11 protein-coding genes and 3 tRNA genes are annotated in these 13,213 nt (G+C 55.9%); 7 read left to right on the top strand and 7 right to left on the bottom strand.

What is annotated here, in order from left to right; all coding sequences use genetic code 11:
* Positions 1 to 81 precede the first annotated feature (81 nt).
* Positions 82 to 390 (top strand): hypothetical protein, encoded by a 309-nt coding sequence (locus I9188_RS03590; protein ID WP_245220463.1) that lies wholly within the window; start codon positions 82 to 84, stop codon positions 388 to 390.
* A gap of 232 nt (positions 391 to 622) precedes the next feature.
* Here I9188_RS03590 and I9188_RS03585 read toward each other — a convergent pair whose 3' ends face one another.
* The 3 genes from I9188_RS03585 to I9188_RS03575 all read right to left on the bottom strand — a co-directional run bounded on the left by I9188_RS03585 (position 623) and on the right by I9188_RS03575 (position 2,248).
* On the bottom strand, positions 623 to 985 hold the full coding sequence (locus I9188_RS03585; protein WP_209504059.1) for an SUF system Fe-S cluster assembly protein: 363 nt from the start codon (positions 983 to 985) through the stop codon (positions 623 to 625).
* A gap of 94 nt (positions 986 to 1,079) precedes the next feature.
* Entirely contained in the window at positions 1,080 to 1,358 is a 279-nt protein-coding gene (locus tag I9188_RS03580; RefSeq protein WP_209504058.1) for a hypothetical protein, read from the bottom strand.
* Complete coding sequence (locus I9188_RS03575; RefSeq protein WP_209504057.1) at positions 1,358 to 2,248, bottom strand: SPFH domain-containing protein; 891 nt, start codon at positions 2,246 to 2,248, stop codon at positions 1,358 to 1,360. The genes I9188_RS03580 and I9188_RS03575 overlap by 1 nt, the downstream gene beginning before the upstream one ends.
* Before the next feature lie 175 nt (positions 2,249 to 2,423).
* Here I9188_RS03575 and I9188_RS03570 point away from each other — a divergent pair, with 175 nt between their 5' ends.
* From I9188_RS03570 to lon, 3 genes are all read left to right on the top strand, one after another.
* Positions 2,424 to 3,335: a nucleoside hydrolase gene (locus I9188_RS03570; RefSeq protein ID WP_209504056.1), complete on the top strand. Its 912-nt coding sequence runs from the start codon at positions 2,424 to 2,426 to the stop codon at positions 3,333 to 3,335.
* A gap of 63 nt (positions 3,336 to 3,398) precedes the next feature.
* The gene (gene tgt, locus I9188_RS03565) at positions 3,399 to 4,529 is read left to right on the top strand and encodes a tRNA guanosine(34) transglycosylase Tgt (RefSeq protein ID WP_209504055.1); all 1,131 of its coding nucleotides are present in this window, start codon (positions 3,399 to 3,401) and stop codon (positions 4,527 to 4,529) included.
* Between the two features lie 279 nt (positions 4,530 to 4,808).
* Entirely contained in the window at positions 4,809 to 7,217 is a 2,409-nt protein-coding gene (gene lon, locus I9188_RS03560; RefSeq protein ID WP_209504054.1) for an endopeptidase La, read from the top strand.
* Positions 7,218 to 7,357: 140 nt separating this feature from the next.
* Here lon and I9188_RS03555 read toward each other — a convergent pair.
* Positions 7,358 to 7,432 (bottom strand) — tRNA-Val (locus I9188_RS03555).
* Positions 7,433 to 7,613: 181 nt separating this feature from the next.
* Between I9188_RS03555 and I9188_RS03550 the strand changes: the two genes are divergently transcribed.
* The 3 genes from I9188_RS03550 (at position 7,614) to uvrA (ending at position 10,848) form a co-directional block, all read left to right on the top strand.
* A tRNA-Asp gene (locus I9188_RS03550) sits at positions 7,614 to 7,690 on the top strand.
* Positions 7,691 to 7,735: 45 nt separating this feature from the next.
* Positions 7,736 to 7,812, top strand: a tRNA-Asp gene (locus I9188_RS03545).
* A 177-nt stretch (positions 7,813 to 7,989) separates the two neighbouring features.
* Positions 7,990 to 10,848 carry an excinuclease ABC subunit UvrA gene (gene uvrA, locus I9188_RS03540; protein ID WP_209504053.1) on the top strand — a complete coding sequence of 953 codons (2,859 nt, stop codon included), beginning with the start codon at positions 7,990 to 7,992 and terminating at the stop codon, positions 10,846 to 10,848.
* A gap of 16 nt (positions 10,849 to 10,864) precedes the next feature.
* On the opposite strand, the gene I9188_RS03535 is transcribed toward uvrA, so the two are convergent.
* From I9188_RS03535 to I9188_RS03525, 3 genes are all read right to left on the bottom strand, one after another.
* On the bottom strand, positions 10,865 to 11,188 hold the full coding sequence (locus I9188_RS03535; RefSeq protein ID WP_209504052.1) for a hypothetical protein: 324 nt from the start codon (positions 11,186 to 11,188) through the stop codon (positions 10,865 to 10,867).
* A 107-nt stretch (positions 11,189 to 11,295) separates the two neighbouring features.
* The gene (gene mmsB / locus I9188_RS03530; protein ID WP_209504051.1) at positions 11,296 to 12,168 is read right to left on the bottom strand and encodes a 3-hydroxyisobutyrate dehydrogenase; all 873 of its coding nucleotides are present in this window, start codon (positions 12,166 to 12,168) and stop codon (positions 11,296 to 11,298) included.
* Positions 12,169 to 12,171: 3 nt separating this feature from the next.
* The gene (locus I9188_RS03525; RefSeq protein WP_209504050.1) at positions 12,172 to 13,212 is read right to left on the bottom strand and encodes a 3-hydroxyisobutyryl-CoA hydrolase; all 1,041 of its coding nucleotides are present in this window, start codon (positions 13,210 to 13,212) and stop codon (positions 12,172 to 12,174) included.
* Between the last annotated feature and the right edge of the window lies 1 nt (position 13,213).

The following is a 13,213-nucleotide window of genomic DNA, read 5'->3' as shown; positions in this document are numbered from 1 at the left end:
GGCCGTTAACTCGGTTTGTTTTAGCGCACCATCGGAAAGGATAATATTGTGAAAAGCTTACAGGCGATTTTTAATTCGATCTTGACGGGTGCGGTACTTGCTGTTGCAGTTCTTCTGTTTGTCCCGGATGTTGCGGTGGCCGCCAATGATGGAGAGAGGCATCCGGTAAACTGCGCAACCGCCGAGGGCGATCTGCGCGCCATCGCGGCCGAGAGGAAACACGCGCAGGACCAACAGTTGGAAAGCGTTGCCGCCATAACCCCCGCCGGAGCACTTTTGGGGCTGGTGACGGGAACCGAGCACAAACGGCTGCAAATGCTATCGGGGGACTACATCAATCAACTGGATGCCAGATCTGCGGAAATCAAAAAGACCTGCAACTTGAACTGATCACCCGACGTTTGGTGATCTGGATAAGAAAAGGACCGTTCTCGGGCAAGAACGGTCCGTATTTCGGGGCCGGAACTCGAGGGGGGCGGTCAAATCATGTCTGGCCCGAGGTACGGCACCAATTGATGCCGTCCGCAGGCCTTGTCCCGCATCATTGTGACAAGGACAGCACGAGCAGGTAACAAAAACGCCAATGTTTTGTGACAAATAGCCGGGAAACTGTGGTGGGTGCCTACATAAACCCCAGTTCCAGACGTGCTTCGTCTGACATCATCTCCATACCCCAGGGCGGCTCCCAGGTCAGTTCCACGTCGACCTCTTTGACGCCTGCAACAGGCTCGATCGCTTCCATGATCCATCCGGGCATGTCGCCTGCAACCGGGCATCCGGGGGCTGTCAGCGTCATGATCACCTTCACGGCGTTGTCCGTGGAAATGTCGATCGTGTAGATCAGGCCGAGGTCATAGATATTCACGGGGATTTCCGGGTCATAGACCGTGCGGCACGCCTCGACCACGGGCTCGTACAGGGGGTGCTCAATGGTTGACGGCGCAATCAGCGGTGTGCCTTCAAACTGTTCGCTGGGGTGAGTCATCTTTGCCTCGGGTCAGTTGCCTGAGTGATTATATAGGGAATTGGCGCAACAGGGTCCAGTAGGGCGGCGGCGCCGATTGGGGCGCCGCGGCAATTTAGTCGTTGATGTCGTGGTTGAAGGTTTTGACCTGACCGTGTGGCAACGCAAACAGTTTCCGCAAAACAAGCCACGCAATCAGCGACAATACGGCAAAGATCAACGCCAACACATTCAAAGACAGAGCCATTCCGGGAATGGCAAGGATAAGGCCCGTGATTGCGGCGCCGATTGCAAAGCCCAGAAAAATGAAACCGGGCAGGACAATCTCAAGGATACCCAGCGCCAATGCGGCGGCCAGCCAGATCCACCAGGTCAACCAGAAGGGGTCAGCCATCACTTTCCTCCTTTTAACATTTTGAACGCGTCACCAAAGGCTTCCAGTGCGTTGGCAGGCACAACAATGGTTTGCTTGCCAGTTCCGTTTCCAAGCGCGTTCAGGGCTTCAACCTGTTTCAACGCAACCTGATACTGCGCAGCTTCGATGCCGTTATCCTGGATGGCCTTGGCGACAACACCAGTGGCGAAAGCCTCGGCTTCGGCCTGAATACGCCGCGCCTTGGCGGTTTGTTCCGCGGCGTAAAGCTCAGCATCGGCGTGCAGTTCGACTGCGCGCTTCTTGCCCTCGGCTTCTGTCACCTGTGCGCGGCGGGCACGTTCGGCGTTCAGCTGTTGCAGCATGGCATCGCGGGTGGCCTGATCCAGATTTACGTCCAGAATCTCGGCGCGGGTAACTTCGATGCCCCAGTCATCGACAGCGGTTTCAACGCTTTCCTGTATACGCGTGATCAATTGGGACCGGTTTGATTGAACCTCATCCAGATCCATCTTACCAATCTCGGCGCGAACGATCCCGGCGACCGTGGTAGCAATCGCGCCATCAACGTCGCGGATTCGGTAGACCGTCTTTTCAGGTTCGAGAATACGGTAGAAGACCGATGTATCGATCTGCACCAGAACGTTGTCCTTGGTGATTGCGTCCTGTGTCGCGTTTGGCAGCTGGCGTTCCAGGATCGAGATCTTGTGGCGCGCAACGTCCAGCAGTGGAACGATAAAGTTGATGCCGGGGCCAAGCACGGAGTGCAGGCGCCCAAACCGTTCAATCACATATTTTTCGGACTGAGGTACAATCTTGATGCCTTTGAAAATGATAACAATTACCAGCACTGCTGCCAGCAGGTAAATGATGTTCGACGAAAGCAATCCGATGATTTGGTCTTCGGTCATTCTGTCCTCTTATTGTTGTGTACTATAGTATACATGTGGCAATTGAATCGCTCGATTTCAACTCTGGTATGAGGGGAAAGCAGCGTCATGCAAATGCCCAGATAGTGAAACGCGGCTTTGAAAATTAGCGCTGTGACCGCTTTGCATCCCTAATTGTTTGCGGTATCGGGCGGGGATGAAACTGATAATCGATACAGATCCTGGCATCGATGATGCCATGGCAATCGCCTATGCCGCCGCAGCACCCGAGATCGAGCTGATCGGCTTAACCACCGTGTTTGGGAACACACATGTACATCAATCCAGCCGCAATGCCCGGTTCCTGCTTGATAAGCTGGGTCTGGATTTGCCAGTCGCGGAAGGGGCTGCGGTTGCCTTGGGTGCCGATACGCATTCGCCATCCGAGCATGTGCATGGCCCCGAAGGATTCGGTGACCTGACTGATATACCCGAGATCGGAAGAAACCACGCTCTGCCAGCTGCGGAATTTCTGGTCGATATGGCACGAACCCATAAGAAAAAGCTGGTGGTTTGCGCCGTGGGCCCCCTGACCAACATCGCCAACGCTATTCGTCTGGATCCGGAATTTGCCGGGAATCTTGGGCGTTTGGTGATCATGGGCGGCGCTGTGTACTGCCCGGGCAATATAACCAACCATGCCGAGGCCAACATCTACCATGATGCTATTGCGGCTGAAGAGGTCTTTGCCACACCGCCGGATACCGTACTTGTCGGTTTGGATGTTACGCTGAAAACGCTTTACGAGACTGCGGATTTCGAAAGCCTGGCAATGCGATCACCTGACATGGGATCCTTTCTGCGCGATATCTCACGCTTTTACCTGAAGTTCTACAAGGACGTCGGTGGTCTGGAAGGCTGCGGCCTGCACGATTCGACCGCTGTGATTGCTTGTTCTCACGGTGCCATGTTCGACATGGTTGAAACAGGTCTTCGGGTTGTCACCGAAGGCGACCAGAAGGGGGCGACGCAACCTGACCCGGAACGTCCCACAGTTCGGGTCTGCCGCGATGTGGATGGGGCAGGGGTTGTGCAGCTGTTTACAGACCGTGTTGCCTCGCTACCCTGACGGGTTGCAAAGACCGATCGGATCGGGCAAAGCCTGCCCGGTTCGGTGACCCGAGGCGATGACATGACCCAGCACTTTTCATTTGAACTTAAGGCCACAGACGGCAAAGCCCGGACGGGTGTGATCAGCACACCGCGCGGCGACGTTCGAACGCCTGCCTTTATGCCGGTTGGCACTGCGGCAACGGTCAAGGCGATGATGCCGGAAAGCGTTCGGGCGACAGGTGCAGACATTCTTCTGGGGAACACCTATCACCTGATGTTGCGCCCGACCGCTGAGCGTATTGATCGACTGGGTGGACTGCACAAATTCATGAACTGGGATCGGCCCATTCTGACAGATTCCGGCGGATTTCAGGTCATGTCGCTGGCCGGTTTGCGCAAGCTGACTGAAAAGGGCGTGACCTTCAAATCCCATATTGACGGGTCAAAGCACGAATTGACGCCGGAACGGTCGATGGAGATTCAGCGCCTTCTGGGGTCGGACATTGTCATGTGTTTCGACGAATGCCCCGCGTTGCCAACTGATCGTGATCGCATTGCCGAGTCGATGCGCCTGTCGATGCGTTGGGCCGAACGGTCGCGTGATGCGTTCGGCGATCGTCCGGGGCATGCGCTTTTTGGCATCATGCAAGGTGGGTTAGAAAAAGACCTGCGCGAAGAAAGCGCCGAGGCGCTGAAATCTATAGGTTTCGAGGGCTATGCAGTTGGTGGCCTAGCCGTCGGCGAAGGGCAGGAGGCCATGTTCTCTTGTCTCGATTATGCCCCCAAGTTTCTGCCATCGGACAAGCCGCGCTATCTGATGGGCGTCGGCAAGCCCGACGATATCGTCGGTGCCGTTGCCCGCGGGATCGACATGATGGACTGCGTGTTGCCCTCGCGGTCCGGGCGTACAGGGCAGGTTTTCACCCGCTACGGCGTGGTGAACATCAAAAATGCCCGTCACGCAGATGATCCGCGCCCGCTGGACGCGCAGTGCACTTGCCCGGCCTGTTCGAATTACTCTCGCGCTTATTTGCACCACGTGTTCCGCGCGAATGAGATGATTTCCGGCATGTTGCTGACATGGCATAACCTGCATTATTTTCAGGAGATCATGGCCGGCATGCGCGACGCGATTGCGGAAGGTGTGTTCGAAGCCTGGCAGGCCGATTTCCACGCGCGGCGCGCGCAGGGGGATATCGAACCGCTGTGATGTTTTGCCCCCTCCAAGGTGAAAACGGCCAGTTCTGAACAGCCGGGCTATTTTCTGGCGACTGATCGCGCAAGAGCAGGGTGTATTCTACTATTTTGGTGGATATGTTCCCGGCACGCCTTGCAGTCGGCCGATCCTCGGTTCATTCTGATCGGTGATACATGGCGATAAGGTTGAAAATGGGCGATGAGGCCCCACCTTTATCGTCCAAGACAGGAGACGGTCAAATGTTGCCTCGATGAGGGACAAGTGCCGTCTTGCCAACGATAAGGATAGAGCATGCAAGAGCCTCTGAATTCCTCCTACCCCGTCCTGCCGCTGCGCGATATTGTGGTGTTCCCACATATGATCGTGCCGCTTTTCGTAGGCCGTGACAAATCGGTCCGCGCGCTGGAAGAGGTGATGCAGGATGACAAGCAAATTCTGTTGTCCAGCCAGATCGATCCCGGCGTTGACGACCCTGATGAAGAAGGCATCTACCGCACCGGCGTTCTGGCAAATGTGCTGCAACTGCTGAAGCTGCCCGATGGCACAGTAAAGGTGCTGGTCGAAGGGCAGGCGCGCGTTCAGATCACCGAGTTTCTGGAAAACGAAGAATTTTTCGAAGCCCGTGCAGAATACCTGACCGAAATTCCCGGCGACGTCACCACAACCGAAGCACTGTTGCGCACTGTCGCGGATGAGTTCGAGCGTTACGCTAAAGTGCGCAAGAACATCCCCGAAGAGGCACTGACCGCAGTAGGCGATACAACCGAGCCTGCGAAACTGGCCGACCTTGTGTCGGGGCATCTGGGCATCGAAGTCGAACAAAAGCAGGAGCTTCTGGAAACCCTTAGCGTCAGCGAGCGGCTTGAGAAGGTCTATGGCCTGATGCAGGGCGAGATGTCTGTTCTGCAGGTCGAGAAGAAGATCAAGACCCGCGTCAAATCCCAGATGGAGAAGACGCAGCGTGAATATTATCTGAATGAGCAGATGAAAGCCATTCAGAAGGAACTTGGCGATGGCGAGGACGGCAGCAACGAAGTTGCTGAACTGGAAGCCAAAATCGCCGAGACCAAGCTGTCGAAAGAAGCGCGGGAAAAGGCCGAGGGCGAGCTTAAGAAGCTCAAGAACATGTCGCCCATGTCGGCCGAAGCCACAGTTGTGCGCAACTATCTGGATTGGATTCTTGCTCTGCCTTGGGGCACTAAATCCCGTGTCAAAAAGGATCTGGGCCGCGCGCAGGAGATTCTGGACGCGGACCATTATGGGCTTGAGAAGGTTAAGGAACGGATCGTTGAATACCTTGCGGTTCAGCAGCGCTCGAAAAAGCTGAAAGGGCCGATTTTGTGCCTTGTCGGCCCTCCGGGCGTGGGCAAGACCTCGCTGGGTAAGTCGGTTGCAAAGGCAACCGGGCGCGAGTTCATTCGCATCTCATTGGGTGGTGTACGCGACGAATCCGAAATCCGGGGCCATCGTCGGACTTACATTGGCTCGATGCCCGGCAAGATCATCCAGGCGTTGAAGAAGGCGAAAACCACGAATCCTCTGATTTTGTTGGATGAAATCGACAAGATGGGGCAGGATTTTCGGGGTGATCCGGCATCAGCAATGCTTGAGGTGCTGGACCCGGAACAGAACAACACGTTCATGGACCATTATCTAGAGGTTGAATATGACCTGTCCAACGTGATGTTCCTGACCACGTCGAACAGCTACAACATGCCCGGGCCTCTGCTTGACCGGATGGAGATCATCCCGCTGGCCGGTTACACCGAGGACGAAAAGCGCGAGATCGCCAAGCAGCACCTGATCAGCAAACAGGTCAAGAACCATGGTTTGAAAGCCAAGGAATTCGAGCTGACCGATGAGGCGCTGCAAAAGATCATCCGCACCTATACCCGTGAGGCTGGCGTACGGAACCTTGAACGTGAAATTGCCAAGGTTGCGCGGAAGTCGCTGACCAAGATCATCAAGAAGGACGCGGAGACCGTTAAGGTCACGCCCGAAAACCTGCAAGATTTCCTGGGTGTTCCGAAATTCCGTTACGGTCTGGCCGAGCAGGACGATCAGATTGGTGTTGTCACCGGTCTTGCGTGGACATCAGTGGGTGGCGACCTGCTGCATATCGAAGCGTTGAAACTGCCCGGCAAAGGGCGGATGAAGACGACTGGTAAGCTGGGTGATGTGATGAAGGAATCCATCGACGCCGCTTCGTCCTATGTGCGCTCGATTTCGCCTCAGATCGGGGTGAAGCCGCCGCAGTTTGACAAGATAGACATTCACGTTCACGTGCCGGATGGCGCGACACCCAAGGATGGCCCATCCGCTGGTCTGGCCATGGTCACGTCTATTGTCTCGGTTCTGACCGGTATTCCCGTTCGGAAAGACATTGCCATGACCGGCGAAGTCTCACTGCGTGGGAATGCGATGCCGATTGGTGGTTTGAAAGAAAAACTGCTGGCCGCGCTGCGTGGTGGGATAAAGACCGTTCTGATCCCGGAAGAGAATGAAAAGGATCTGGCGGATATCCCGGACAACGTCAAAGAAGGGCTGAAGATCATCCCGGTCAAACATGTCTCGGAAGTTCTGGAACATGCTTTGGTACGCAAACCCGAGCCGATCGAATGGGACGAAGCCGCGGAAGAGGCCGCAGCAGCGGCGGCCGCGTCGTCCGGTAATACCGGACCTTCCGCAACCGCGCATTAAGTCTTTGGTAAATGGAAAAAAAGGCGAAGCATGAGCTTCGCCTTTTTTTGTCGTGGGATGTAGTGAAGACTGCACCACTCAGCGCCAAAACGCGGCATGAATCCAGCGTTTCATTTTGGGCATCGGCGTGCTTTGAAAAATGGTGGGTGATAACGGATTTGAACCGCTGACATCTTCGATGTGAACGAAGCGCTCTACCACTGAGCTAATCACCCATGGGACGGGGTGATATCTTTCCCGAAGGTTGGCTGCAAGGGAAATAGAACCCGCGGCATCCGCAAAAAATCGCGCCGTATACAAAAATCTGGAATCTGACAAAAAACTTGAAAACGCCGCTTGACGCTGCCCGAGCGTAGCCATAATACACCCAAACGTTCAGCAGTGAACATGCAGCGGGCGGTTGTAGCTCAGTTGGTTAGAGTACCGGCCTGTCACGCCGGGGGTCGCGGGTTCGAGCCCCGTCAACCGCGCCATCGCTGCCATCCTTGGTCCAGGCAAAAGGCCACGAAAATAGATGCGCGGTTGTAGCTCAGTTGGTTAGAGTACCGGCCTGTCACGCCGGGGGTCGCGGGTTCGAGCCCCGTCAACCGCGCCATTTTCCTCCTCAAAAAGATCAACGGTTGCGCCATTTCTGGCAACTTTTTGCAATCCTGTGTTCATTGCAGGTGCTAATCGGTGAAATTTCGATTGTTCACTAAATGTTCTAACTTTTCTGTTGGAGTCTTGGTCTGGCTCGCCTATCTCTTAACCACTTGTTTGTTGGGGGCCGCATATGGCTGAGCTGAAGAATATCGAGGTGCGCGGCGCGCGCGAACATAACCTCAAAGGTATAGACGTTGATATCCCTCGGGATCAGTTGGTGGTCATCACCGGACTGTCGGGTTCGGGGAAGTCCTCATTGGCGTTTGACACCATCTATGCCGAAGGCCAGCGCCGGTATGTCGAAAGCCTTTCGGCCTATGCCCGGCAGTTCCTGGATATGATGGAAAAGCCGGATGTCGACCATATCAGCGGCCTGTCTCCGGCAATTTCGATTGAACAAAAGACGACGTCCAAGAACCCGCGTTCAACTGTGGGCACGGTAACCGAAATCTATGACTATCTGCGTCTGCTGTTTGCCCGCGCCGGAACGCCCTACAGCCCAGCCACCGGGCAACCGATTGAGGCGCAGCAAGTGCAGGACATGGTCGACCGGATCATGGCAATGGAAGACGGCACACGCGGCTATCTTCTGGCCCCCATCGTGCGCGACCGGAAAGGTGAGTACAAAAAAGAATTCCTGGAGCTGCGCAAACAGGGTTTCCAACGCGTCAAGGTGGACGGAGAGTTCTACGAACTGGATCAACCGCCAGTGTTGGATAAGAAATTCCGCCACGATATCGATGTGGTTGTTGATCGACTGGTTGTGCGGGAAGGTATGGAAACGCGCTTGGCCGACAGTCTGCGCACCGCTCTGGATCTGGCCGACGGGATTGCCATATTGGAAACCGCCCCGCGTGAGGGTGATCCGGAACGCATCACATTCAGCGAGAATTTTGCCTGCCCGGTCAGTGGTTTCACCATTCCCGAAATCGAACCACGCCTGTTTTCGTTCAACGCGCCCTTCGGTGCCTGCCCGGATTGTGACGGTCTCGGGGTCGAGTTGTTCTTCGATGAGCGCCTGGTGGTGCCGGACCAGACGCTGAAACTCTACGATGGTGCTTTGGCCCCATGGCGCAAGGGTAAATCCCCTTATTTCCTGCAAACCATCGAGGCCATTGCGCGCCATTACGAGTTTGACAAGAACACGCCCTGGAAAGACCTGCCTAAAAATGTGCAGGAGGTCTTTCTGCGTGGGTCCGGGGATGATGAAATTCAATTCCGGTACGACGAAGGCGGGCGTGTCTATCAGGTGACCCGCAGCTTTGAAGGCGTGATCCCGAATATGGAACGCCGGTACCGCGAAACCGACAGTGCGTGGATTCGTGAGGAATTTGAACGATATCAAAACAATCGTCCCTGCGGCGCCTGCGAAGGCTACAGGCTGCGGGCCGAAGCGCTGGCGGTAAAGATCGCCGGGCTGCATGTGGGGCAGGTGGTGCAGATGTCGATCCGTGAGGCTTTGGCGTGGATCGAAGATGCGCCCAACCACCTGAGCGCACAGAAGAACGAAATTGCGCGCGCCATTCTCAAGGAAATTCGCGAGCGGCTAGGATTCCTGAATAATGTTGGTTTAGAATACCTTACGCTGTCCCGTTCAAGTGGAACGCTGTCAGGAGGCGAAAGCCAGCGTATTCGTCTGGCCAGTCAGATCGGCTCGGGGCTGACCGGGGTTCTCTATGTGCTGGATGAGCCTTCGATCGGGCTACATCAGCGAGACAATGACCGGCTTTTAGGCACGCTCAAGAACCTGAGGGATCAGGGCAATACGGTGATCGTCGTAGAACATGACGAGGAAGCCATCCGCGAGGCTGACTATGTTTTCGACATCGGTCCGGGGGCAGGTGTGCATGGCGGGCAGGTGGTCAGTCACGGAACGCCTGCGCAAATCGCGGCAGATGCGGCCTCCATTACCGGGCAGTACCTAGCGGGAGCGCGTGAAATCGCAGTTCCGGTGCAGCGTCGGAAGGGGAAAAAGCAGAAAGTCACAGTGGTCAAGGCCACGGGTAACAACCTGAAGAATGTCACCGCCGAATTCCCCTTGGGCAAATTCGTTTGCGTCACAGGTGTGTCGGGCGGAGGTAAATCCACCCTCACGATCGAGACATTGTTCAAAACCGCGTCAATGCGGCTGAACGGGGCGCGTCAGACACCAGCACCCTGTGAAACCATCAAGGGGCTGGAACACCTCGATAAGGTCATCGACATCGACCAGCGCCCCATTGGGCGAACGCCGCGTTCAAACCCGGCGACTTACACCGGGGCCTTTACCCCGATCCGAGATTGGTTTGCCGGTCTGCCCGAGGCTAAGGCACGCGGGTACAAACCGGGTCGATTCAGCTTCAACGTCAAAGGCGGGCGGTGTGAGGCATGTCAGGGTGACGGTGTCATCAAGATCGAGATGCACTTTCTGCCGGACGTCTATGTGACTTGCGAAACCTGCAAAGGCGCGCGGTATAACCGCGAAACGCTTGAGATCAAGTTCAAGGGTAAATCCATCGCGGATGTGCTTGATATGACAGTGGAAGATGCGCAGGAATTCTTCAAGGCCGTGCCCTCAATCCGGGACAAGATGGACGCCCTTGCGCGTGTGGGTCTTGGCTATATCAAGGTGGGTCAACAAGCCACGACGTTGTCAGGTGGCGAGGCGCAGCGGGTAAAATTGTCAAAGGAACTGTCGAAGCGTTCAACCGGGCGAACGCTCTATATTCTCGACGAACCGACAACAGGTCTGCATTTCGAAGATGTTCGCAAGCTGCTGGAAGTGCTGCACGAACTTGTCGATCAGGGCAATACTGTCGTGGTGATTGAACATAATCTGGATGTGGTTAAAACCGCGGATCATATCATCGACATTGGACCTGAAGGTGGTGATGGCGGTGGCGAAATCGTCGCCACAGGAACACCGGAAGACATAGCCGATGTTGAACGCAGCCACACCGGGCGATACCTGAAGTCGATGCTGAAAGGCGCGCGCGTCGCGGCAGAATAAGTGCCCAGACGCGGCCTCAGTTCAGGATATCTGCGATCGCGCCGATCAGGTTCAGGACTTTGCGTGTCTCGGGGTCGACCCGGTACACATAATCACCGGCACGGACATAAGAGTAGTTTCGGTTCAACCCATAGCGATAAGGGTCATTGATCCAACGGTAATCATTGGTAATGAAGTCACCATCGCGATAGATTTTCTTTGCCTGACCAGGCGGCACGCAGGGAACGGATTTCTTGGCCAGACCCGGAGGGCAATGCCCGGCCTTGTTCTTTGCAACCGCGGCAACCGGGGAAAGGGCCAAAGCCGCCAGAGTTGCCGTCGTCACCAAAAATCTCGTCATGTCGCCGTCCTTTGCGAATTGGCCAGCCGGGCCTTTTGTTCATGACTGCCTAGATGGTCGCTTGCCCAAGATCTGTCAAATCGTTGGGCAAGATGCCGCCAGTTGTTTTAGTCACGTCCGCGGTTTTCGAACCGTGGCAACATGGCACTGAAATCGCGTCCCTTGCCATCTTCGTTCTCGACAAATTGCTCATAAAGCGCGGTGGCCGCCTGACCCATCGGTGTATCTGCATCTGCACTCTCAGCCGCCTGCTGGCTGAGGCGCAGGTCCTTCAGCATCAGCTCGGCCGCAAAACCGGGGGCGTACCCATTGTCGGCCGGGCTTTGCGGGCCGACACCGGGGGCAGGGCAATAGGCGTTCATCGTCCAGCTGTATCCGGACGACGTACTTACCACGTCAAACATCTTCTGCCGGTCCAGACCCAGTTTGTCGGCCAAAGCGAAGGCTTCACAGGTTGCAATCATGGTGACACCAAGGATCATGTTATTGCAGATTTTGGCAGCTTGACCGGCACCGGCCTCACCACAGTGAACAGCTTTCTGCCCCATGATATCGAAAAGAGGGGATGCCTTGGCAAACGCGGCCTCTGATCCGCCAGCCATGAAGGTCAGCGTGCCAGCCGCCGCACCTCCGATGCCGCCAGAAACTGGCGCGTCTACGGACAACAGTCCGGCACTGATGGCCTGATCCGCAACTGCCCGCGCGCTTTCCACATCAACTGTCGAGCAATCGATTAGCACGGCACCTTGTGCCATTGCAGGAATGATCTGATCCGCAACGGCCCTCAGAATCGCACCGTTTGGCAGCATCGTGATGACAGCATCGGCCGCTGCAACAGCTTCCGAAGCGGTTGCGGCTTGAGAAACCCCGTCAACCGTCACGCCTGCTGTGTCAAAGCCAACCACCTTATGACCGGCTTTTGCAAGATTGGCTGCCATTGGCGCGCCCATGTTTCCCAGTCCGATGAAACCGATTTGCATCTCTTAATCCTCTTCGAAAGTCAGGGCGTCCGCACCCAGGGGCTGAAGCATTTTCGACACGGCAACCAGAGGGACGTTCATGTCAGGAAACTGCCAGTCCGGGTTGCGATCCTTGTCGATGATCTGCGCGCGGATGCCTTCCAGAAAATCGCCATGCTCCATCGCGCGGTGTGTGAAACGATACTCCATCTCCAGAGCTCGGCGAATGGTCAGAGAAGGGGAGCGCAGGCGATGAAGAATCTCGATCGTGCAGGCCACGGAAAGCGGTGCGTTCTTTCTCAGCATGCCCAGAGTATTAGCCGAAAACTCATTGTCGTCGCTGTGCAGACTGTTCAGAACGTCGCCAAGGGTGTCACCGGAAAAATGCTGATCGATTTGGGCCTGCAAGTTCGCCAATTCACCAACAGGCGGTGTACCGGCATGGTCAGCCAATAGTTTTGCGTTTCCAGAGGCTTCGAGCAACTCGATCAGATCGGACCATTGCGATTGCGGGATGAAAAGATCGGCAAACCCTGCATAAATCGCATCCCCAGGCCCCATCCGATAGCCCGTTGTCCCTAGAAACTCACCCGCGCGTCCGGGTGCAAGGGCCAGCATCAACGAGCCGCCGACATCCGGCACCAGTCCGATGGAGCATTCTGGCATGGCAATCTTTGCGCTTTCACCCACAACGCGATGGCTGCCATGGCATCCGATGCCAACACCGCCGCCCATCGCGAACCCCTGAAGTAAGCTGATGACCGGTTTGGGATATTCGAAGATCAGGGCATTCAGACGGTATTCGTCCCGCCAGAATTTCTGACCGTAAGAAAAATCACCCTTGGTGCCGGTTTCATAAAGTTCAGCAATATCACCACCCGCGCAGAAGGCCTTTTCCCCTTCGGCGTCCAGGATGATCAGGTCAATCTCATCATCCTCGCGCCAGTTGCGCAGCGCCGTGTCGATGGCCATGCACATGTCATAGGTCATCGCGTTCAGCGCATGAGGACGGGTCAGGGTGATACGCCCGGCACGGCCTGTGGTGCGGATATCGATATCTGACATG

This window comes from Ruegeria sp. HKCCSA071, from assembly GCF_017872555.1.
GTDB lineage: Bacteria > Pseudomonadota > Alphaproteobacteria > Rhodobacterales > Rhodobacteraceae > Ruegeria.
Note: the sequence above shows the minus strand (reverse complement) of the source record. Positions and strands in the feature narration are given on the sequence as shown.